Raw genomic sequence first — 23,386 nt, 5'->3', positions numbered from 1 at the left:
ACCAATGACAGGGGATGACCGATGGGCGGAACAATCATGGGCGGAAACCAACCGATCGCGAGGCCGGGCGCCACGGACTCCTGGGAGACCGTGCGCACTCAAGTAATGGAAGTGCGTCTCAGGCCCGACTTTCCTTCGGTGATTGACTATCGGTTGAAGACGCCTCAGGCTGAAAGAACCATGCTTGGGCAGGTCCGGGATCTGCGTCTGGTGGCCATCAACGGCATCGAGATCGAGCTGGGTCCTGACAAGGTGGAGCTGGAGCGGGAGAATGAGACCAGTCTGGTCTATCGACTTCATGTGATTGCTGCAGGTCAGGGGATCGATGCGGTTTTGGCGGTCCGTATCTCAGTCGAGGAAGCCTCTCTGAGATTCGAAGTGATCTCGATTGGGAACCAGGCCGGCCCCGACCATCCAGTCCAGACGGTGGCTTTCCCTGGACAATGCCTGATTTCCGTGACCAGCACTCAGGCGGATGCGGAGTTTACTGGCGCTCGCATGTCTGCAGACGTCTCCATCAGTGGCGATGTACACCGGGCGGTCACTGAGCAGATGGAGGAGGATCCTATTGGGCAGGACTACATGTATGGCTTCCTCTCCGCAGATGGCCTCAGTGCCGGCCTCTGGAGCAACTCCGAACACGACGGGACCACGGCCAGCAAAACAGGAACCGGTGGCGCGCAGAACACCAGGGTTATGACTGTTCGTGATCAGGTGGACGGAGTCACCGTCCTCGGTCTGACCAGCGCACCTTGGATATACAACCGGGTGGTCCAGGATTCCCACGGACGTTCTTATACGGTTGGGGAGACAGACAAGCCCGCCATGGCAGTGGCTCTGGCCGGAGACTTGAACGATGACGGGGTGGTCAACTGGCAGGATGGTGCCATCGCCTTCAGACACATCATGAACAATCCGTATGGTTCTGATGACATCCCGGACCAGGTGGCACGACGCATAGCCATGAACTTCGGCTCTCAGGCCCAGAATCCCTTCATGACGACCTTGGATAACGTCAAGCGGGTTGCCCTGGCTACCGATGGCCTGGGTCAGTCCGTCCTTCTCAAGGGATATGGCAACGAGGGCCACGACTCCGGCCATCCGGACTACGACGACATCGGTCGACGAATGGGCGGAGTCAAGGATATGAATGCCTTGATGGACAGGGGCAAGGCCTATGGTGCCCGGTTCGGAGTCCACGTCAATGTGGACGAGATGTTTCCCGAGGCCAAGGCCTTTTCCGAAGACATGATCCGCAGGGATGACAAGGGCGGCCTCTGCTACGGCTGGAACTGGCTGGACCAGACCGTGGGCATCGATGGCATCTACGACCTGGCCTCGGGCGCCAGGAGGGAACGCTTTGCCGCCCTTGCCCGTGAGGTCGGTGACAGGATGGACTTCGTGTACGTGGATGTCTGGGGTGATGGGACCTCGGGGGAGGAGGATTCCTGGCAAACCCGGCAGCTCTCGAAGATTTTGACCGATAACGGGTGGGGGATTGGCACGGAGTACGCTTCGGCCAATGAGTATGATGCCGCCTTCCAGCATTGGTCCCTGGATTTGACCTATGGATCCCCCCACGACAAAGGTGAGAACTCCCAGGTCATGCGCTTTCTGCGCAACCACCAGAAGGACAGCTGGATAGGTGATCACCGAGCCTTCGGAGGCGCAGCCAACGCCCCGCTCCTGGGCGGCTACAGCATGAAGGACTTCGAGGGCTGGCAGGGGCGCAACGACTTCGATGCCTATATGGATAACCTCTACACCTGCGATCTCTCGACCAAGTTCATCCAGCACTTCAGAATCATGGCCTGGTACAACGACCCAATCAACGTCGATTCCGTCCATGATTCGACCAGGAATCAGGGCAATGAACAGATCGAGCTGGTCAATGATCAAGGTGACAGACTGATTATCTCCAGGGGTTCCAATGAGCAGGTATCACCCGCCTACCGCGAGCGCACGATGAAACTGAATGGCCGCGTGGTTCTTGTCGGTGATCTGGAGGCCAACGACCCCAAGGCCGACAAGCCTGGGATTGAAACTGGAACCGGCGCAGGGGCGTATCTGCTGCCCTGGGTCTGGGATGCCAATACAGGGGACCTGCTTGATCCGGATGAGCAGAAGCTCTACCACTGGAATACTGCTGGCGGCTCAACTACCTGGGAGCTCCCGGAATCGTGGAGCGATGCCTCTACCGTCATCGTCTACCGGCTGACCGACCAGGGCAGATCGGAGCCAAGGGAGATTCCGGTGGTGCAGGGGAGCCTCACCTTGGATGCCAAGCCCAGAACATCCTACTTGGTCTGCCGGCATGCGGGCCAGGGAGTCCAGGTGGACTGGTCGGGAGAGCATCTAGTGGATGCAGGGTTCAACGGCGGTGAAAGGCTGTTCCAGTCGGTCTGGTCCGTGAAGGGGCCCGGGCGTGCTTCGATCACCAAGGGCCAGTGCGCCAATTCCATGCTCCGGCTTGAGGGTTCGGTCTGTGCTGTGCAACCCCTGACCAGCCTGGTGCCAGGCAGACGGTATGCCCTCTATCTAGGGCTTGACAACCGTGGCGGCCAGGTCGAGCTGGGTGTGGAGGCGGACCAGGGTGGTGTGTTGGCTCGCAATATGAGCGGCCCGAGCATTGCCAAAAACTATGTCAAGGCTTACGCCCATAACACTGATGCTCCAACGATTGACGGCAGCAGCTACTTTCAGAATGCCTACCTCTTCTTCACGGCGCCCAAGGGTGGGCAGACCCGTCTGGCCTTGGTGCATGAAGGGGAGGGCGCCGCCTATCTTGATGACATCCGCCTGGTCGAGAACGACTATGACGGCATCAGCCTGGACCAGGACGGTCATCTGGCTGAGCTTACCTGTGATTTTGAAGATAATGTCCAGGGCATCTGGCCCTTTGTGGTGGCTGGGGCCGAAGGGGTGGAAGACAACCGAATCCACCTGGCCCAGCTGCATGAGCCTTTCACTCAGGCCGGGTGGACGGTCAAAAGGATGAATGATGTCCTCCAGGGTAACTGGTCTCTGAAAGTCAACGGTCTGACTGGAAGACGCGCTCTCCTCTTCCAGACCATTCCCCAAAACGTCCCCTTTGCGCCGGGCCGACACTACAGGGTCTCGTTCGACTACCAGTGCGGATCAGACGGCATATACGCCCTGGCAACAGGAAGAGGCGAGTATTCCGGTGAGGACCTGAACCTGCATCTGCATCCCCTGCATAAGGCTCTGGGGGTCACCGCCAGATGCGAGTTCGAGCTGACTGGCGATCCGAATGGCGATACCTGGTTCGGCATTTACTCCACTGACAGACAACCAGATCTGGAAGGCAGCAGCGGCTCGGAGGCCAACATGGCTGGCTACCAGGATCTGGTTCTCGATAATCTGCGGATTACCAGTTTGTAGCACAAGACTCGTAAGTAAGGATTGCGGTCGGCGGGGTCAATTTGCCTAGCTTGTTCTTGACCACACTAAGCGAAACAGCCGGTCGCTCTTAATCGGCCAGCTGCTTCTGATCCTGTTTAATACGAATACGCCGGTTTCAGACTCGCCGCTGGGTCAGCTGGTAGGCCGTCAGAAGGACGATCAGCCAGATGGGCCCGGCGATGACGGCCACACGGTAGCTGGGCGAGAAGCACATGAGCACCATGATCATGGCCAGGAAGGCCAGGACCGCCCAAGGGGTCACCTTGGCAAAGGGCAGCTTGAAGTGCAGGGCGTTCAAAGCGCTTTTGCCGGTCTTGCCAGCCAGGTCGCCCGGCCCCTCGCCTCGTGCTACGGCACGCCGGAAGAGCATCTCGGTCACCATGATCATGGACCAGTTGATGATGGCCGAGATCGTGGCGATGCTCATCAGGTAGTTGAAGGCGAACTGCGGCCAGAGGAAGACCACGACCACGGCCAGGGCGATGATGCAGGCTGAGGTCAGCACTCCTGCGTAGGGCACGCCTCCCTTGGAAAGCCGTCCCAGGTACTTGGGGGCATTGCCCTGCCGGGCCAGGGAGAAGAGCATGCGGGAGTTGGAGTAGAGGGCCGAGTTGTAAACGCTCATGACCGCAGTCAGGCAGACGAAGTTGAGGATGCCTGCGGCCGCGTGGACTCCCACCGAGTCGAATATCTGGACGAAGGGGCTGACGACCATGCCCTGTGCGTTGGGCTTGCCGATGGCATTCCAGGGGACTACGGCCATGATCACCCCAAGCGTCAGGATGTAGAAGACCAGAATCCTCCAGATGATGGCGTTGGTGGCCTTGGGGATGGTCCGATGGGGATCGGAGGCCTCCCCGGCGGTGATGCCGATCAGCTCGGTGCCGCCGAAGCTGAACATGACCACCGCCAGCGACATGAGCAGACCGGTCCACTGGCCATTGGCCCCGTGACGCATGAGTCCGTTGGGCAGGAACCCGCCGCCCACGGTGAACCAATTGGCGAAGGAGGCCCGCAGTCCGTTGGCCGTGGGCAGGGCCATGACCACGACAGCCAGGCCGCCGATGATCATGGCGACGATGGCCGCGATCTTGATGATGGCGAACCAGAACTCGAACTCGCCGAACTTGCTGACTCCCATCAGATTGGCCGCTGTGATGACCACCAGGAAGAAGGCCGCAGAGACCCAGGCGGGGATTGCCGGGAACCAGAAGTTGACGAAGGTGCCCACCACGGAGAGTTCGACCATGGATACCAGGACGTAGTTCATCCAGTAGTTCCATCCCGACACGAAGCCCGCCCGCTTGGACCAGTAGCGGGTGGCATAGTAGCTGAAAGCGCCGGACTTGGGGTCTTCCACGCTCATTTCGCTCATGGCCCTGACGATCATGAAGATGGCCAGACCGCCTATCAGATAGGCGATGATGATGGCCGGCCCTGCCAATGAGATGGATTCCCCGGACCCGTAGAAGAGTCCCGTCCCTATGGCGCCGCCCAGCGAGATGAGCTGGATGTGCCTGTTCTTCAGGGTTTTGCGCAGGTTCTTGCCCTGCGACTCCTTGGGTTGATCCATGGGGATGTCATTCCTTAGGTGGTAGTTGTCAGCTGAATGTGACCGGCTGACAGGGCCAACCCTATAGGAGCCGGTCCGAGCGGAATGAGCATGCCTTTGCATTGTGGAATATAGACGTCCGCAATATGAGACGTTAAATTCACCGAATCGTGACCGTTGGGTCCTACCATGGGCGTCGGTGCCTGCCGTCTGTTCCCGGTTATCGACACCTCTGTGGTATTGCTGTCCTACCGGCCTTGATGGGATGTCCCTTCCTGGACGGCGATGATTAATGGGTTGTGAAGACAAGGAGGTGCAGTCGCATGAACCGTACGGGCAATGGCCCTTTGGCGCAGCAGAATCAAGGTGACAGCGCCTCGGCAGGCGACGGCATGGAACGCGGTCTGAGCAACCGTCATGTACAGTTCATTGCCATCGGGGGCACCATCGGCACCGGGCTCTTCCTGGGGTCGGGCAAGTCCATAGCCCTGACCGGTCCCTCCATCATCCTGGTCTACATCGGCGTCGGCGTGATCATGTACCTGCTCATGCGGGCCATCGGCGAGCTCATGTATCGCAGCCCCGTCCAGCACACCTTCATCGCCTTCATCAGCCGCTACCTGGGCCAGGGGTGGGGATCCTTCGCCGGCTGGTCCTACTGGATCGTGCTCATCCTGATCGGCATGTCCGAGCTGACTGCCGTGGGCACCTACTTCGTCACCTTCTTCGGCACCTTCGGCATCGATCTGAGCGCTTGGCGGGGCCTGATCGAGCTCTGCTTCCTGGCGGCCATGGTGTGCATCAACCTGATTGCCGTGCGGGTCTTCGGGGAGACCGAGTTCTGGTTCTCCATGATCAAGATCACCCTGATCCTGGCCATGATCGCCACGGCCGTGGTCATGGTCATCACGGGCTTCCACTATCCGGCGGTTCACATGCCGGGGCAGGATCGGATCAGCCCGGCCGGCCATGCGGGCCTGGACAACATCACCACCGGTCTGAGCATGGCGCCCAACGGGTGGATGGCCTTCTTCATGAGCTTCCAGATGGTCTTCTTCGCCTACGAGATGATCGAATTCGTTGGGGTCACCGTCTCCGAGACCCAGAATCCCCGCAAGGTCCTGCCCAAGGCCATCAACCAGATCATCCTGAGGGTGCTGATCTTCTACGTGGGCGCCTTGGTCGCCATCATGCTGATCGTGCCCTGGCGCTCCTTCCGCCCCAACGCTGACGGCAGCTTCACCTCGCCATTCGTCATGGTCTTTCGCTACGCCGGGGTCGACTGGGCGGCCGCTCTGGTCTTCTTCGTGGTCATCACGGCAGCCAGCTCCTCGCTGAATTCCCTGCTCTATTCCGCCGGCCGCAACCTCTTCCAGCTGGCCGCCGCCGGCCACTCTCCGGTGATGCGCAGCCTGCATACGATTTCACGCCGCGGCAAGGTGCCTGCCCGGGCCATCATTTTGTCTGGGGTGTTGATCCTCCTGTCTCCGGTGCTGCATCTGCTGCCCGGCTTCGAGGACACCTTCGTCCTGTTCACCTCCTGCTCGAGCGCGGTCATCATCTTCATCTACATCCTGACCCTGCTTGCTCACCGTCGCTACCGGACCAGCCCGGACTTCATGCCTGACGGGTTCATCATGCCGGCCTACCGGGTGACTGGAGCCGTTGCCATCGCCTTCTTCGTCCTGATCTATCTCTCGCTCTTCCTGGCTCCCGACACCCGGTATCCGGCCATACTGGGATTGGTCTGGCTGCTGGTCTTCGGCGGCATCTGCCTGTGGAAGCACAGGGGCGAGGCGTTGTCGGTCGACTGACCGTCTGCGAGCGTGGGCGCATTATATGGCCTCAAAACACTATAAACAAGTCTGTTTTTCCGCTTGTGCTTGGGCTAGATTGATTTTCGGTACTTGTCAAATCGGCCTTCGTTTCTCGCAGGCTTGATAACGAGGGACTGACGAAGGAGATCATCGCCCATGGTTGCACAGGTCTGCAGGACGCGAGTGGCCAGGACCGCTGGCTCCCTGCTCTCATGCCTGCTGTTGGCTCTGATATTCCTGTTCCTGCAGACCCCGCAGTCGGCCATGGCGGCGAGCGGAACCACGGATTATGACAGCTGGGCCCAGGTGGCAGGCTCAGTATCCCATCAGTTGGATAGAGGGTGTGAGGACTATGCCCGGGGGGATCGTGCCGGGGCGGCCTCGCAGTTCATGGGGGCCTACAACGTGGGCTACGTGGGTTCAGGATTCGTCTCGGTCGTGGAATCGACCCTGGGGCAGGACAGGCGCAACGCTCTGGACGGACAGTTCCAGGCCCTGCAGAGCCAGGCCTACGCCCCGGATGCCGGGCAGGCCCTGATCCAGGGCAGTGAAAAGCTCAAGGCCGATCTGGCTGCTGTGGCCTCCCAGCTGGATGCCACCCAGGGGCTGGCCAATCCCCGCGCCTATGCCAAGGCTCAGCAGGAGCAGATCAAGGCTGACCGTCGACGGCTAGATGCAGCCAAGAAACATCGGAACACCGGCAAGGGCAATCGAACCTGGACCCAGGTGGCCCACGAGATGACGCCCATCCTGGATCAGGCGCTCGCCCAGGCATCCAAGGGACAGGGCCAGGCGGGATCCGACCTGGTCAACAAGGCCTATTACCAGTACTACGAAAAGCTGGGCTTTGAGAAGAACGTCATGAACGCCATCAGCGGCAACAGGGTCTCCCAGGTCGAGTACCAGTTCAAGGAGACCCGGATGGCCATGGTGGCGGGCAAGCCGGCCAAGACCCTGGTGAACGACCTGAAAAGCATGCTGATCGAGGATGCAGCCATTCTGGATGGAGGCGCCGCGGACCAGGTCAATGGGTGGACGTCCTTCCTGACCTCCGCCTTCGGCCAGGCCTTCGTGGTTCTGCTGCGGGAGGGGCTGGAGGCCATCCTGGTGGTGGCTGCCATCATCGCCTACCTGGTCAAGTCCGGCCATAAAGACAAGGTTCGGCACATCTACTGGGGCATTGCGGCAGGTCTGGTGGCCAGCGGGCTGGTGGCCCTGCTCTTCACTCTGCTCTTCAACGGGAACGGTCCCCAGCAGGAGATCCTGGAGGGCGTGGTGGCCCTGGTGGCCATGCTCATGCTGCTCTACACCAGCAACTGGATGCTGTCCAAGTCCTCTGTGGAATCCTGGAACCACTACATTCAAAGCCGGACGGTGGCTGCTATCTCGAAGGGCAGTGTGATCTCCCTGGCCCTGCTTTCCTTCCTGGCGGTCTTCCGCGAGGGGGCTGAGACGGTCATGTTCTACCAGGCCATCTTCGCCATGGCCCCTGGAGGCTCACGGGAGATCTGGACCGGTTTTGCGGCCGCCGCCGTGGTCCTGGTCATCGTTTTCGTGCTCATCCGCTTCACCTCGGTCAAGATCCCCATCCGGCCCTTCTTCATCATCACCAGCCTGCTCATGGCGGTCATGGTGGTCATCTTCGCCGGGGGCGGGGTTCACGCCCTGATCGAGGGCGACCTGGTGCCGGCCACCTATCTGCCCGGGGTGCCCACCAGCGACTGGATCGGGCTGTATCCATACACGCAGACCATCGGCGCCCAGATCCTGGCGGCCCTGGTCGTGGTCGTGCTGGCAATTGTGTCGACCCGCCGCCTGCACAAGCAGGAGCAGGCGCAGTCGAATCAGGACTCCGGCAGGTCAACGTCGGCAACCGCCCGCCAGGCGGAAACCGAGCAGGCTGCCGAAGGGGCTGTGCCCTCTGAGGTCACGGCATCCATGCAAACACCAAAGAGCGAAGGACAATCATGAAGAAGAGACAATTGACCGCCCTGGTCGCGCTGGTGCTCTCAGGCACCCTGGCCCTGGCGGGGTGCGGTTCCGGCGGGTCAGGCACCCGTGAGGCCCCCGCGCCTGAGGCTTCCGGTGCCTCCCAGTCCTCGGCGGGCAAGGGGGCCGGATTCGAAGAGATCCCCATCCCGCCCGACGATCAGCAGAAGGGCCCTCTAAACATCGGCACGGTCTTCTTCCAGCCCATCGACATGGAGCCTGCCTCCATGGGGCTGAAGGCTGCGGATGCCAGCCTGCACCTGGAGGCTGATATCCACGCCCTGCCCAACAACAACCTGGGCTATGCCAAGGGGGAGTTCGTTCCGGATCTGACCGTCAACTACACCATCCAGAACAAGGATGACCCCAACGACAAGCAGTCCGGCACCTTCATGCAGATGAACGCCTCGGATGGCCCGCATTACGGAGCCAATATCAAGATGGAGAAGGCTGGATCCTACAAGCTGACCTATTCCATCGACTCCCCGGAGAAGAAGGGCTGGATGCTGCACGTCGATCCGGAGACCGGCGTGAAGGGACACTTCTGGACCGAGCCCATCGTGGTTAGCTGGGACTGGGACTACACGCCCCACCAGTGGTAAGCTGCTATGCACCATGCTTGAGCAATTTGTCACGGTCTTGCCGGGGACGCTGGCCCCGGCCCTCCTGGTCATGGTTTTCAGTGTGCTGTTGGGGGTGGGCGAGGGCCGCGATCGGCCCCGTTCCTCCTCCTGGCGACTGATCGGTCTGGGGGTCGGCGTGCTGGGGGCGTTGGTCTTCGCCCTCCTGCGCGCCACCGTGATCATCAACCGGCGGACCATGGTCAACTACCCGACCCTGGTAGCCTGCGTTCTGACCGATCTGGCGGCCATCGCGGTGGTGCTGGCCGCCGACCGGCTGGTTTCAGACTGGCATCGCCGCCCCTGGGCCATGGATCTGGTCAACGCCCTGGCGGCCCTGGCCATAGCCCTGACCACCTTCCGTGCCCTGCCCGATGTCATCCTGCAGCTTACGGCCTTTGTAGAGCCGGGGGAGCCGGTGATGACCTCGGCCGTGCTTCTGAGGGCCTTGGGCTTCCTGCTCGGCCTGGCTGCCGCTGTGATAGTGGCTGCAATTCTGAGGACCATGCATACCTCCTGCCCCCGAATAGCCTTCCGTCTGGCCGCCCTGCTCATGGTGGTCCTGCTGCTGGTCCGGCACGGCGTAGCCCTGGTGGCCCTGATGCAGACCACCGGCCTGGTTCTTCTGCATGGCTGGGCCTTCCGGGTCATGGCCCTGGGTTACAACGCCGACCTCATCCTGGTGCTTGCCCAGGTTCTGGTCTTCATCATTCCAGTCCTGGCCTGCCTGGTCGCAGGCTGGCGCATGCCGGTGACCGGAGCCTCCACGGCCGACGACCGCAGCCACCGGGCCTTCCGTCGAAGGGCCCTGGCATCAGCGGTCTGGAGCCTGGTGGCCATGATCGGCGTCACCTTGGCCCTGACCGTGGGCACGGCCCAGGCCCACCAGGTGCCTGTGCTCTCGCCTCCGGAGAAGTATTCCTTGACCTCCGATACGGCTACCATTCGCTTCTCCCAGGTGGAGGATGGCCACCTGCATCGATTCAGCTACCGGGCCAAGGACGGCACCGAGATGCGCTTCATCATCATCCGCAAGAATGGCGCGGCCTACGGGGTAGGGCTGGATGCCTGCGATAACTGCGGGGATGCGGGCTACTACGAAAAAGACGGCAAGATCATCTGCAAGAAGTGCGACGTGGCCATCAACCTGGCCACCATCGGGTTCAAGGGCGGCTGTAATCCCGTCCCCCTGCCCTACAAAACCGGCCGGGGCGCCATACTGATCAGCACCGCCGACCTGGATGCCCTGTCCTCGCACTTTAAGAGCTGAAAAAGGGAAGGAGCGGTTGGTATGTTCTTCATGCGAATGATGCTGCGGTCATTCAGCCGCCAGTTCGGGCGAAGAATGCTCATCGCCGTCACGGTCTGCCTGTCTGCCTGCGTGGCTACGGCCATGCTGGGGGTGGTCTTCGACGTAGGCGACAAGCTCAACGCAGAGCTGTCTACTTATGGATCCAACATCACGGTCCAGGCCAAGGCGGATGCCGTGGTCTCCGACCTCTACGGCGACCAGGAGGGCGGCCCATCAGGCGACGAGTCAACGCCGACAGCCTTCCTCAAGGAGTCCCAGGTGCCCAAGATCAAGACCATCTTTTGGGCCTACAACATCACCGACTTTGCCCCCCGCCTGGACCTTCGCGGCACTGTGGACCAGGCCGCCGCCCCCCTTGTGGGCACCTGGTTCGGCCGGACCGTCAAGGTCGACAGCGGTGAGAGCAGCACCGCGGGCCTGAAAGGTCTTCGACCATGGTGGAAGGTTCAAGGCCGCTGGCCCAAGGATGAGGCCGTATCCGGCGGCAAGTCTGAGGCCATGATGGGCAAGGAGCTGGCTGCACGACTGGGTGGCCGTCAAGTTGGCGACCAGGTCAAGGTGGGTCTGGATGGTAAACAGCAGACTGTCACCATTGTGGGCATCTTCGATTCCGGTGATGCTGATGCCTCCTCCCTCTACCTGCCTACCAAGCCGTTGCAGGAGATGTCCGGCCTGACCGATCAGATCGACCAGGTGGAGGTCAAGGCCCTGACCACGCCCGAGAACGACCTGGCCCGCAAGGCCGCACGAAATCCTGCTGCCCTCTCCCAGGACGAGTGGGAGACCTGGTACTGCACGGCTTATCCGTCCTCCATCGCCTACCAGATCGAGGAGGCCATACCCGGGTCCATGGCCAAGCAGGTCAGACAGGTGGCAGCCCTGCAGGGCGACGTTCTGCAAAAGACCCAGGCGGTCATGATTCTGATGACCGTGCTCAGCCTGCTGGCGGCAGCCATCGCCGTGGCCAACCTGATGGCATCCTCCATATCCGAGAGGTCCTCGGAGTTCGCTCTGCTCAAGGCCTTGGGCGCCACTGACGGGGCCGTGTCCCGACTGGTGCTGGCCGAGACGGCGCTGATCGCCTTGGCTGGGGCTCTGGTCGGCGCCCTGCTGGGCTCCGGAGTGGCACAGATTGTTGGCAGAGTGGTCTTCGGCTCGGGCATCACCATGAGGCCCATGGTCTTTGTGCTGGTCTTCGTGCTGCTGGCCCTGACCGTGCTGCTGGCGTCCATTTCGTCCATCAGATCGATTCTGCGGCTTCGGCCGGCGGAGGTGCTTCATGGCCGCTGATCGCCATACAAGCCATATGACCAACACTCGTATGTTCCTGACCATGCTCTTCGGGGCCGTCTTCCGCCGTAGGGGCCGGGCCCTGATGGCCGTGGTGGCCTCCTTGGTGGGTGCGGCCACCCTTTTCTGCCTGGCGGCGGTCTGCATCGAAGCCCCCAGGCAGATCAACCAGGAGATGCGCTCCTACGGGGCCAACCTGGTTGTCTCGCCCATTCAGGGAGGCAATCGGTCCGGCTCCGGCATCGAGCAGAGCATGGTGGACCACACCACCCACATGGTGACTGCCAAGGCCCCGGCGCGGTACGCCACCTATCGATATGAGACGGTGCAGGTCAATGCCGGGGCCCGCGAGATGGCCGGCATCCACCCCGACCAGGTGCGTCAGCTCAACCGTCACTGGAGTGTTGAGGGATCCTGGCCACAGTCCGGTTCGGTCATGGTAGGGCGGGATCTGGCAGATTCACTGGGGCTGACCACCGGTAAGCAGATAACTATTGGTTACCCCGCTGGAAAGGTCACCGCCACAGGCAAGACCGGGGGGCAGGGTCGTGACTTTCGTGTGGGAGGCATTGTCGATACTGGCGGTTCTGAAGATCGGATCATTTACGCCGACCTGGCTGACCTGGAGCTCCTGACCGGGGCCAAGCGGGGTACCGATGTCATCGAATACTCGGTCAACACCATGACTTCTGGGCTGAAGACCATCGCTGCCAGCATCAACGACATGACCTCCATGGGGGTCAAGGCCCGGCCGGTCACCAGGATCACAGCGGGCGACAGCCACACCATCGCCATGCTCCAGTCGCTCTTCTGGCTGGTTTCGGTGGTGGTGCTGGTCCTGACCTTTGTGGGCGTGGGGACCACCATGGCCTCCATCGTCTCCCAGCGGCGTAGCGAGATCGGCCTGCGCAAGGCTCTGGGCGCCTCCTCGCGGGGGATAGCCATGGAGTTTCTGGCTGAGTCGGCCTGCTACGGATTGGCAGGAGGCCTGATCGGCACCGCTCTGGGCTATGGCTTCGCCCGGCTGCTCTGCCTGTCCGTCTTCCAGCGGCCGCTGGGCTTCAACTGGTGGCTGGCCCTGGGCACGGTCCTGCTGAGCGTGGCCATATCCATGATCGCATCCATCCGGCCGGTCCTCCGGGCTTCGCGTATCGACCCGGCTCTGGTTTTGAGGGAGGAATGACAATGACGCAGGCAAAGGCGAGCGAGGGCCAATCGGGCGGCGGCATGCTGCTGGATCTGGACCATGTATCCAAGATCTACGGCGATCTGCATGCTTTGGACGACCTGAATCTGAGCGTCCCGCAAGGTCAGTGGCTGGCCGTGGTGGGGTCCTCCGGCTCAGGCAAGACAACCCTGATGAACATTCTGGGCTGCATGGACACACCCAGCCGTGGCTCGGTCCGCCTGCAGGGGCGGCCGTTGGAGGATCTGAGTCAGTCCCAGCTGGCCGATGTGCGCAAGAACGTGATCGGCCTGGTCTTCCAGAAGTTCTACCTGGTCCCGCATCTGACCGCCCTGGAGAACGTCATGGTGGCCCAGTACTACCATTCAGTGGTGGACGAGGACCAGGCCATGAAGGCCCTGGACCGGGTGGGCCTGGCGGATCGAGCCCGCCATCTGCCCAGCCAGCTTTCGGGCGGCGAGCAGCAGCGGGTCTGCGTGGCCCGGGCGCTGATCAATGAGCCCAAGCTGATCCTTGCTGACGAGCCCACTGGCAACCTGGACGAGGCCAATGAGAGGATCGTGCTGGACCTCTTCCGGCAATTGCATGACCAGGGAACCTCCCTGATTGTGGTCACCCACGATGCCCTGGTGGCCTCCTGCGCTCAGCGGGAGATCATGCTCAACCACGGTGTGCTGGCCGGCGAGCAGTGGAATGATGAGGAGGCCAAGCGGGCCTACCTGGCAGCCGGAGGTCGGCCGGCCTTCAGTGGAGCTCCTGGCGATTCCGGGGACCAGGATATTCCGGTGGGCTTCCACGACCCCACCAAGACGGCCAAGACCGGCGGCACCCTGCCGGGATCGGCTGCTGATGCAGAAGGAGGGCGTTGAAATGGCTAAAAGCAAGTCTCGGGGACTGGCCACGGCCTCGGCAACATTGGCGACCCTGGTGGCGGTGGGCTCTCTTTTGGGCGGCTGCGGAAGCCAGCAGGCCAAGCCCATGGACGACGAGTTCGCCGGGTCAGGCGCAGAGTCCAGCTCTGCTCCAGGGTCAGCGGAAGGACCCGGCGCGGCGGGCGAGGGCAAGCCTACGGCCGTCTCGCGTGATGGGTTGCCGGCCGCTCCGGCCGACACGGGCAACTATCATGACGGCACCTACGCTCTGACGGGCAAGTACGGGCGTGACGGGGCCGACACCATCGATGTGGATCTGGATCTGTCGGGAGGGCAGGTGAGCCGGGTCCAGGTCCAGGGGCATTCGGACTCGCCCATTTCACGCGGTCACATGGAACGCTTCGCCCGGGCTGTGCCCGGTGTGGTCCAAGGGCGTCCGCTCAAAGACCTCAAGGTGGAGAAGGTGGCCGGGGCCAGCTGGACCTCGGACGCCTTCAACAAGGCCCTGGACCTGGCTCGGCTGGAGGCTTCGGCGGACAGGTCTTCCTGAGAACCGGGCTGCACGGGTGGCAGAGACAAAAAGGGGCGAGGATTCGATTCCTCGCCCCTTTTCTTCAGATCAACTAGCGATCCCACCAAGGACGCAGCGGGTAGGTGTCCGTGCCGGTCTCGGGATCGGGCTTGATGCACTGGAACTGGTGTATTTGAATGTTGTCGAGCTCGAAGTTGAGCCGCGCGCCGGCCATGTACAGGCCCCAGAGACGCGCCTTGGGCTCGCCCACCATGGGCTTGGCCTGGCCCCAGTGCTCCTGGAGGTTCTCAGTCCAGTGCTTGAGGGTCAGCGCATAGTGCTGGCGCAGGTTCTCCTGGGTGATGACCTCGAAGCCGGTGTCCTGGATGGCCAGTTCGATCTCGGCCGGGCTGGCCAGCTCGCCGTCGGGGAAGATGTAGCGGTCGATGAAGCCGCCGGCCCGCTTGTGGTCATGGGAGTTGGTGCGGGTGATCTGGTGGTTGAGCAGGATGCCGCCCGGACGCAGCTTGTCCATCATCTCCTTGAAGTAGGAGGGGTACTGCTTGTAGCCCACATGCTCCATCATGCCGATGGAGCAGATTCCATCGAATCCGGACTCGGGCACGTCGCGGTAGTCCATCAGCCTGACCTCGGCCAGATCCTGCAGGCCCTCCTGACGAATCCAGTTCTGAGCCCACTCGACCTGCTCCTCAGCTAGAGTCACGCCGATGACGTGAATGCCGCGGCGGGCGGCCGCGATCTCCATGGAGCCCCAGCCGCAGCCCACGTCCAGCAGACGGTCGCCCTTGTTCAGGTGCATCTTGTCCAGGACCATGTTGAGCTTGTGCCACTGAGCGTCCTCCAGGCTGTCGTCCTCCTTCTCGAAGACGGCGCAGGTGTAGGTCATGGAGGAGCCCAGGAAGAGCCGGTAGAAGTCGTTGGACTGGTCGTAGTGGTAGCTGACGGTGGCTGCGTCGCCCCGGCGGGTGTGGGGACGGATGCCCTCAGTCAGTCGCTTGGCCAGGGAGGGCCCTTCGATGGCCGGCGGCTCGGGTACGCGCACCCCGTGTGAGAAGACGGCCGCAGCTGCCCGGGCCAGCTCCATCTTGCTGGGATGCTTGACGAAGTGCTTGAGGCCCATCAATTCCTTGAGAACCTGGTAGGGGTTGCCTGGCAGCAGCTCGGGAGAATCCAGATCGCCCTGCAGGTAGGCCCGGGCCAGACCCAGGTCGTTGGGATTTTCCGTGATGTAGTACATGGCACGGGAATTCTTGACTTCCAGATGCAGCGGCGCTTGGTCCTGCCCGAAGACCGACCCATCGAAGGCGGTCACCTGCACAGGCGCGTCAGGGGTGAGGAAGAGCCCGATCATCTCGGCTACAGTCATCTTGCTTTTGGCCATGAAGCCCCCTTGTGTGACCCGGACATGACCGAACATGGCGGGTCTGGTAGTTAGTGGATACAAGTACTGTTTTCACCCTACCCCTGACACTGGTCCCTATCAGTGTCATGTTCAGTGAATTATTCCGCATGGGAAACCTTGCCTGGGTACAGACTCTTTGGTAAGGCTGAACAGGGAGGCGAGCAGGAAATGACCAGCAGCGGATCAGCGTCGGCCGGGGCAGATGAGGCCTGGATTCAGCACACGCTTGCCAGATTGGGGCATTCGCGCTTCCGCGCTGGATTCTCTTTATCGGCCAAGGATCGCGCCTACGCCCGCGCCAAGGGCAGGGATACCATCGACCGCCACGCCCATGAGATGCTGGCCAAGCGTGTGGGGCCTGCCCACCCTTTGAAGGACGGCAAGCAGACCCCCTACCGCGGGCATCCGGTCTTCACAGCCCAGCATGCCACGGCCACCTGCTGCCGTGGGTGCATCGAGCGCTGGCACCACATCCCGCGCGGCCGGGCTCTGACCGATGCAGAGGTTGATGCTCTGGCCAGGCTGGTCATGGCCTGGATCGAGCGCGATTTGGTGAATCATCCGGTCCGATAAATTACCACCGCCGGGTTTTGGCCAATCGAGCACGAGTTTCCAGACACGGCTCTTCTCTTTCATGATGATGGATAGGTTTACTCCCAGGGCGACGCAATAGTGCCGCGGTCCATATATTGCCCTTGCAGAAGCTTGAATTGGGGCTTGCGCTTTGGGTGTCTGAAGTGGTTGATGAGCGTTTTTACTGCCGTTTCAGTGACAAGCTGAACATCATTCTGCCAGGCCGAAAATGGCATATAGAGCGCATCTGACATCTGTTTCTCGCATGAGACCAATACTGAATATTGCTCAGGAATGGGTATGTGTCTGATTTCCATGAGGTGATGAAAGACCAGGGTTGCAGATTCATTTTGGATGATATAAGCGGTTGTCCCTTCCTGCATGGATAGGATGCCATCAAGCTCGCTTTCGATTTTTTCCGTATCAGTGGTACAAGTACGGATGCTGAGATTGAGACCAAGGCGTTGGGAAGTCTTGTTGGCAGATTGGATAAATCTGAATGTGTCATTGAGTTCCTGGTCCAGAATGGGCTGGGGCAGGGTTATCAGGCAGATGTTGTTATGACCTTCAGACGCAAGTTTCTCGACCATGCTAGATGCTGCATGTCCGAAATCCGTGTCGACAACATCCAGATTCATCCTGTCATCGGGAACGCCAAGACAGACAGTCGGTATTCCTGACTTGGCAGCAAACAGGATTCGAGGGTCTTTCCTCCGTACATCCAGAAAAATGAGGCCATCCGCCTTGTGCGACTGGCAGACATTGGCTGTGGCCGTTCCATCCGGGTCGTTGACGATGAGCATATCGTAACCTGCGCTGGTCGCCGCCTTCGAGAGCCAATTGATATAAGCGCCTCTGGCCAGCTCGAAGTATGCACCTTGTCGGTTGCTGGTGATGACACCTATAGTGTTCGTTTTGGAGGTTGACAGACTTTGTGCGGAATGATTGGCCACATATCCTAGCTTGTCCATAGCTGCTCTGACTTTGGCTTCTGTTTCTTTCGAGACTGATCGAAAGCCAGTGAGAACAAAGGAAACGGTTGTTTTCGAGACGCCTGCCTCTCTGGCCACATCATTGATGGTGGACACTGTGCCGTTCCTTTCAACCATTTTGGGATTACCATTCATGATATCCCGCGGGCTTAGATAAGTCTTGCTTCAGAGCTGAAGAATGCCCGATTCCAGAATGGTGATTTGCGTAGGATCAGGTGGCGGTATATAGTGATGTAAACCGGTTTGTAAAACCGGTTTACATAGTGGTTGTAAACCTTACTTCCACAATGAAGACTGAGCGGAATACTCAAGGAGGAGTTTATATGCAAAGGATAAAGTCGGCGATGATCAAAACGGCGGCACTGGTGTGCGTCTGTGCTACTACCTTTGGGGTAAGTGCCTGTGGTTCCTCGTCAAAAGAGGCTGGGAAGAACGATAAGACCATACAGTTCTGGGACGACTGGACGCGTCATACCAATGGATCCGAGTTCGATAAGCTGGTCAAATCCTGCGCTCCGGAAGGGTACACCATCAAGCGACAGTCCATCGCCACATCCGATTTGCTTAATAATCTGACTACTGCCGTCAAGGAAGACAATGGCCCAGATGTAGCTGTGATTGACAACCCCATGATTCCTTCGGCAGTTGATGCTGCTTTGGTCGCCGGCGGGGATGAAACCGGTCTGAAAGCAACGGGCTATGATGCCAACTTAGAGGCGCCAGGGATTGTAAACAAGGTGACCTACGGAGTTCCACTCGGTGGATCCAACACATTAGGCCTTATTTATAATCCCAAAATCATTAGTGAGGCAGGAGTCGATGTCTCTAGTATCCATGATTGGGATTCGCTGAATAAAGCAATTGAGGCTGTGGTTAATTCCGGTCATAAGGGAATTGCATTTTCCGGGATATCCGGTGAAGAGGGCGTATTCCAATTTTTGCCCTGGTTCTGGGGCGCCAAGGGCGATTTGAAGCATCCGGATTCACAGGCACGGACTGATGCTCAGAATCTGCTTGCGGGCTGGATAAAGAAGGGTTGGGCCCCCAAGTCCGCAACCACCGATACGCAATCGGCCGCTTGGGATCTTTTCCTTGCCGGAGACTATGGTTTCGTTGAAATTGGCACTTGGATGCAGGCAGAGGCCGACAAGGCAAATGCCAAAATGATCCCCATCCCCGCCAAGGACGGCGGTGTGGCCCCGGTCCCCACTGGTGGTGAATTCGCCATGGTGGCAACACACAAGAAAAATGCCAAAGAGCATTATGACAAGGCAGTAAAGGTGATTTCGTGCTTGTCTGAGCCTGACAAACTCTTCAAGGTTAATAACGCATTGAGCAATCTTTCCGCCAAGAAGAGCGTGCGTAGCCGCCAGGTAAAGGAAAACGCCGGACTAGCCCAGTGGGAAGCTTCAATCGAGAAAGCTCAGGGCCGTACTTCCGATCTCGGCCTTAAGTATGAAGAGACTTCCGCTTCTCTATCTGAATCCCTGCTGAATGCTCTCAACAAGCAATGAAGTGAAGCAAACATCCTCGGCGGTATCGGAGGTCTGATTTGACCCCTGTACCGCCGTGGATTGGATATTGAAGACGTGTGTGAAAGGGACGGGACTCCATGGAACACGAATCGAGTGAAATGAGCGAGCTGTCGAGACGATCGAATCGTCGTAGTGGCATACTTCGCAGATTAGACGGGCGGATAGCAGCAATCGGATTCGTGCTGCCATTGATTGTCTACCTATTAATTTTCTATGCAGCGCCACTCATCCAGAACATATCGATGAGCCTGCATCGTTATACTCGACGCACTTTCGTTACCGGCGATGCCCCGTTCGCGGGGCTGGATATTTATCGTGAGGTGATCACTTCATCTGAATTCTGGCCTGTGGTCCTGCAGACTTTGATCTTTGTGGTGGTTTCGCTGGTCTTCCAATACGTTATTGGTTTGGCTCTGGCGGTATTCTTCAACGATAACTTCAAATTGTCGGGACTTTTGCGTGGCATCATGCTCATCCCCTGGCTCTTGCCTCTGATCGTCTCAGGGACTACATGGCAATGGATGATGAATCCGGATAGCGGAATTCTCAACAAATTCCTCGGCTTATTCGGTATTGCTCCAATTTGGTGGCTGCAGGCAGATCATTCGCTGTGGGCGGTAACCATTGCCAATATCTGGCTTGGCATTCCCTTCAACTTGGTTATTCTCTATTCGGGATTGCAGAATATCAGCGTCGATCTTTATGAGGCTGCCGCCTTGGACGGTTGTAATGCTTGGAACCGATTCTGGAATATCACGTTTCCGCTGTTGCGGCCGGTCACATCCATTACTCTGCTGCTCGGCTTCGTATACACCTTGAAGGTTGTAGACGTGATCTGGGTGATGAGCATGGGCACAGGAAGCTCTAAAACTCTGGCGACGTGGGCGTACTCCATGGCCTTCGGCAAGGGAACTTCTGCCACGATCAAGTACTCGCAGGCGGCGGTTTTGGGCAGCATCCTGATACTGGTCGCCCTGGTGTTCGGTTTCATCTACCTATGGGTGCAGAAGTCTCAGGAGGAGAACTGATGATGCACAGACATTCTGGTCTCAAAACTGCGCTGGGAATATTCTTCACGGCTATTATGCTGTTCCCTGTTTACTGGATGGTCAATATCTCTTTCACCGCAAAGGGGTCCATCAGATCAGGTGACCTGTTTCCGAAGGATTTCACTCTGGATAATTACGCCAGAGTGCTTGATATCCAGCTGCCCAATCTGGCCACCTCGATCATCCTGGCCCTGTGCTGTGTGATTTTGACCTTGCTCATAGCCTTGCCCTCGGCATATGCCCTATCGCTATTGCGTGTACGAGGCTCAAGAGTGATCAGTTTTCTGTTGATTGTCGCACAGATGATTCCCGCCGTTGTTGTCACGCTGGGATTCTATGAGATCTACAACAAGATCGGCCTGCTTGATACGATTCCCGGGCTGGTACTTGCGGATTCAACAATTGCCGTTCCGTTCGCGGTTATGCTCCTGACTTCATTCATGGAGAGCATTCCCATATCCCTCTTGGAGGCAGCAGAAGTTGATGGCGCGACAAAAATGAGGCGGTTCATCAGCATCGTCATCCCACTGTCACGCAATTCCATTGTTACTGTCAGCCTGTTCGCCTTTTTGTGGGCATGGTCGGACTTCCTCTTTGCCAGTACTCTGGATGGTGGAGGCAGCAGGCGACCGATAACCTTGGGACTATATGCCTATATCGGGGCTCAAACACAGGAGTGGGGACCGATGATGGCGACTGCTGTTCTCTCATCGATTCCAGCGACGATATTGCTGGTCTTTGCCCAGAAATACGTAGCGGCAGGGGTTACGGCAGGAGCTGTTAAAGACTGAGTTTGCGCAACCATCACGGATGGCACAAAGGAGACAAGGTGTACGAGGATTTTCAAATTGGACAGGATTACCTGGTTTGGACCGGGGACGGAGAGACGATACGTATTGAAGCCTGGGGACGGAACAGCGTTCGGGTAAGGGCCACTCGAAACGATACCTTTAATCCTCATGATTGGGCTCTGCTACCCAAAGACAAGGTAGTTGAGGCGAATCAGCATACGATAGATTATCAAAACAAAATTGACAAGACATCTGACGAGTCCTGCAGCATAAGTCTTGACCGGAATAAGGGAGAAGCGACACTGACCAATGGCTCGATCATTGTGAAGGCACACTCATCTCATCATTATGTTGGAAGCGTTGGCTATGAGGTGTTCAGGTGCGAACTGAGTTTCTGGGACGATAAGGGGCGATGCCTGTTGCGTGAGGCCCCAGCAGGCGGGTCTCTGATGCTCAAAGCCAGACAGTATGAACCAATAGCTGGCGGGAGTTATGGTCTGAAAGTTTCGTTCATTTCGTCGCAGGATGAGCACCTGTACGGTATGGGGGAATATCAGCAGAATATTTTGGACATCAAAGGGTGTACTTTCGAGCTCGCTCATCGCAATTCTCAGGCCAGCGTGCCCTTTGTCGTTTCTTCTGCCGGGTATGGCTTCCTCTGGCACAATCCGGCCATTGGAAGGGCCATCTTTGGAAAGAACAGAACAGAATGGGAGGCGCGCTCTAGTGATCAGATTGATTATTGGATCACCGCTGGTGACGACTACGCGCAGATCGAGTCACAGTATGCGGATGCCACCGGTCATGCCCCTGTTATGCCTGAATGGGGTCTGGGATTTTGGCAGAGCAAGCTGCGATATTGGAATCAGGATCAGGTAATAAAGGTCGCCCATGGTTTTAAGGAAAGAGATATACCCTTGGATCTCCTCGTGGTTGACTTCTTTCATTGGCCCCACATGGGTGACTACAGGTTTGAGGATGAGTTCTGGCCGGATCCGGCAGCCATGGTCAGGGAGCTGGATCAACTAGGCGTCAAACTCATGGTGTCCATATGGCCGCAGGTCTCGATCACCTCCGAGAATTTCGTTGAAATGAAGAAGCGGAATTACCTCACCAGCACCGAGGCAGGTTTGGATTTGGACATGATGTTCGAAGAGCCTAGCGTCAATTACGATGCGACCAACCCTGGTGCTCGGGAATTCGTTTGGAACCTCTGCAAGAAGAATTACTGGGATAAAGGAGTTCGTGCTTTCTGGCTGGATGAGGCAGAACCAGAGTATGGAGTATACGACTTCCGCAATTACCGGTACAGTCTCGGTAGCGATCTGAATGTAGGCAACATATATCCTCAGCTGTATAACAAGGGCTTCTACGATGGACAAGTAGCTGAGGGCGCCAAGGGACAGATCGTCAATCTGACCAGATGCGCCTGGGCGGGTTCGCAACGGTACGGATCACTGGTCTGGTCAGGTGATGTCGGTTCTACTTTTGAAGATATGCGCTCGCAGATCACCTGTGCCATACATATGGGAATGGCTGGCATTCCTTGGTTTACCACGGATATGGGTGGTTTCCATGACGGTATTGTCGATACGGAGGACTTCCGTGAGCTCCTTTCCAGATGGTGTGCCTTCTCATGTTTCCTGCCTGTGATGCGCAACCACGGTGATCGTAGCCTTCATTCCGCAGATGGCAAGGAGAGCGTGAAAACTGCTGGTGGATGCCGCCGTTCGCCATCAGGTGCCGACAATGAACCTTGGAGCTATGGACCGCAGGTTGAGCAGGTCTTCCGCAAGTTCATTAAGGCCAGGGAGGTGATGAGACCCTATACTCGAAGTCTCTTCCGGGAGGCGCATGAATGCGGTCTTCCTTTGGTTCGGGGGCTGTTCTTCGAATTCCCTGGAGACAGGATGGCGGCGGATATATCGGACGAATACATGTTCGGCCCCGATCTGCTGGTGGCTCCCGTCGTCGAAGCAGGTGCCAGAGCGAGGAAAGTCTGGCTGCCTGGTGATGAGGGTCTTCGTTGGCGTAACCTGCACACGGGTGAGGAATTAAGAGGTGGCCAAGAGGTGCAGGTTCAGACTCCGATTGATGTTATCCCAGTATTCGCGCGTGACGGGAAAGACCACGGACTCCTAGGTCTGGTCTAGATGAAGACTATCCGTTCTTGTCTGAAGAGCAGAAAGAGCCGGCAAAAGCTGTGCTTCTCAACATCGGTTTTGCCGAAACCAGTGGTAATGGGTATTTATATCTCTGATTGGTGAGATCAAATTCGCGGATAAAATTGGCTGGTGGGCCAGAACGGAAACCATTCCTGGCCCACCAGCCGAATGTTGTGCTTGGCGCCTTCTCCAGATGCTGGCGGTGCAAAACCCTTATCTTCATCCCGATTATCGGAAGAGAAGATAGCATCCTGTCTTCAATTTGGACTCAACTCCCACAACCTGA

General features: G+C 58.7%; 17 protein-coding genes. 14 read left to right on the top strand and 3 right to left on the bottom strand.

Translation table 11 applies throughout. From position 1 onward, the window contains the following. The first annotated feature begins 21 nt into the window (after positions 1-21). Complete coding sequence (locus RAM15_RS08250; protein WP_306221507.1) at positions 22-3,402, top strand: endo-alpha-N-acetylgalactosaminidase family protein; 3,381 nt, start codon at positions 22-24, stop codon at positions 3,400-3,402. Positions 3,403-3,538: 136 nt separating this feature from the next. On the opposite strand, the gene RAM15_RS08245 is transcribed toward RAM15_RS08250, so the two are convergent. Next, complete coding sequence (locus tag RAM15_RS08245; RefSeq protein WP_306221506.1) at positions 3,539-4,996, bottom strand: amino acid permease; 1,458 nt, start codon at positions 4,994-4,996, stop codon at positions 3,539-3,541. Between the two features lie 302 nt (positions 4,997-5,298). On the opposite strand from RAM15_RS08245, the gene RAM15_RS08240 reads away from it, so the two are divergent. From RAM15_RS08240 to RAM15_RS08205, 8 genes are all read left to right on the top strand, one after another. After that, positions 5,299-6,789, top strand: coding sequence for an amino acid permease (locus tag RAM15_RS08240; protein ID WP_306221505.1), 1,491 nt, complete (start codon positions 5,299-5,301; stop codon positions 6,787-6,789). A 159-nt stretch (positions 6,790-6,948) separates the two neighbouring features. Further along, positions 6,949-8,763, top strand: coding sequence for an FTR1 family iron permease (locus RAM15_RS08235; RefSeq protein ID WP_306221504.1), 1,815 nt, complete (start codon positions 6,949-6,951; stop codon positions 8,761-8,763). Further along, on the top strand, positions 8,760-9,383 hold the full coding sequence (locus RAM15_RS08230; RefSeq protein ID WP_045925021.1) for an iron transporter: 624 nt from the start codon (positions 8,760-8,762) through the stop codon (positions 9,381-9,383). The genes RAM15_RS08235 and RAM15_RS08230 overlap by 4 nt, the downstream gene beginning before the upstream one ends. A gap of 13 nt (positions 9,384-9,396) precedes the next feature. Beyond that, positions 9,397-10,671, top strand: coding sequence for a DUF2318 domain-containing protein (locus tag RAM15_RS08225; protein WP_306221503.1), 1,275 nt, complete (start codon positions 9,397-9,399; stop codon positions 10,669-10,671). Positions 10,672-10,692: 21 nt separating this feature from the next. Next, positions 10,693-12,003 carry an ABC transporter permease gene (locus RAM15_RS08220; protein WP_306221502.1) on the top strand — a complete coding sequence of 437 codons (1,311 nt, stop codon included), beginning with the start codon at positions 10,693-10,695 and terminating at the stop codon, positions 12,001-12,003. Between the two features lie 16 nt (positions 12,004-12,019). Beyond that, positions 12,020-13,186 (top strand): ABC transporter permease, encoded by a 1,167-nt coding sequence (locus tag RAM15_RS08215; RefSeq protein ID WP_306222276.1) that lies wholly within the window; start codon positions 12,020-12,022, stop codon positions 13,184-13,186. 44 nt (positions 13,187-13,230) lie between these two features. Then, complete coding sequence (locus RAM15_RS08210; protein WP_101433096.1) at positions 13,231-14,058, top strand: ABC transporter ATP-binding protein; 828 nt, start codon at positions 13,231-13,233, stop codon at positions 14,056-14,058. Position 14,059: 1 nt separating this feature from the next. After that, positions 14,060-14,611: an FMN-binding protein gene (locus tag RAM15_RS08205; protein ID WP_306221501.1), complete on the top strand. Its 552-nt coding sequence runs from the start codon at positions 14,060-14,062 to the stop codon at positions 14,609-14,611. A gap of 73 nt (positions 14,612-14,684) precedes the next feature. Here the strand turns inward: RAM15_RS08205 and RAM15_RS08200 are convergent, their stop codons facing one another. Further along, complete coding sequence (locus RAM15_RS08200) at positions 14,685-15,974, bottom strand: class I SAM-dependent methyltransferase (RefSeq protein WP_306221500.1); 1,290 nt, start codon at positions 15,972-15,974, stop codon at positions 14,685-14,687. A gap of 189 nt (positions 15,975-16,163) precedes the next feature. Between RAM15_RS08200 and RAM15_RS08195 the strand changes: the two genes are divergently transcribed. Next, positions 16,164-16,568 carry a DUF4186 domain-containing protein gene (locus RAM15_RS08195; RefSeq protein WP_306221499.1) on the top strand — a complete coding sequence of 135 codons (405 nt, stop codon included), beginning with the start codon at positions 16,164-16,166 and terminating at the stop codon, positions 16,566-16,568. Positions 16,569-16,645: 77 nt separating this feature from the next. On the opposite strand, the gene RAM15_RS08190 is transcribed toward RAM15_RS08195, so the two are convergent. Then, complete coding sequence (locus RAM15_RS08190; protein ID WP_306221498.1) at positions 16,646-17,656, bottom strand: LacI family DNA-binding transcriptional regulator; 1,011 nt, start codon at positions 17,654-17,656, stop codon at positions 16,646-16,648. A gap of 227 nt (positions 17,657-17,883) precedes the next feature. Between RAM15_RS08190 and RAM15_RS08185 the strand changes: the two genes are divergently transcribed. The 4 genes from RAM15_RS08185 (at position 17,884) to RAM15_RS08170 (ending at position 23,088) form a co-directional block, all read left to right on the top strand. Continuing rightward, positions 17,884-19,074: a sugar ABC transporter substrate-binding protein gene (locus tag RAM15_RS08185; RefSeq protein WP_306221497.1), complete on the top strand. Its 1,191-nt coding sequence runs from the start codon at positions 17,884-17,886 to the stop codon at positions 19,072-19,074. Positions 19,075-19,172: 98 nt separating this feature from the next. After that, entirely contained in the window at positions 19,173-20,123 is a 951-nt protein-coding gene (locus tag RAM15_RS08180) for a carbohydrate ABC transporter permease (RefSeq protein ID WP_306221496.1), read from the top strand. Next, positions 20,123-20,935 carry a carbohydrate ABC transporter permease gene (locus tag RAM15_RS08175; protein WP_121914913.1) on the top strand — a complete coding sequence of 271 codons (813 nt, stop codon included), beginning with the start codon at positions 20,123-20,125 and terminating at the stop codon, positions 20,933-20,935. Before RAM15_RS08180 ends, RAM15_RS08175 begins: the two co-directional genes overlap by 1 nt. Positions 20,936-20,973: 38 nt before the next feature. Beyond that, positions 20,974-23,088 (top strand): glycoside hydrolase family 31 protein, encoded by a 2,115-nt coding sequence (locus RAM15_RS08170; RefSeq protein ID WP_306221495.1) that lies wholly within the window; start codon positions 20,974-20,976, stop codon positions 23,086-23,088. Positions 23,089-23,386 lie beyond the last annotated feature (298 nt).

This window comes from Bifidobacterium asteroides (assembly GCF_030758775.1).
GTDB classification, from domain to species: Bacteria; Actinomycetota; Actinomycetes; order Actinomycetales; family Bifidobacteriaceae; genus Bombiscardovia; species Bombiscardovia kimbladii.
This window is presented reverse-complemented; position numbering and strand designations above follow the sequence as displayed.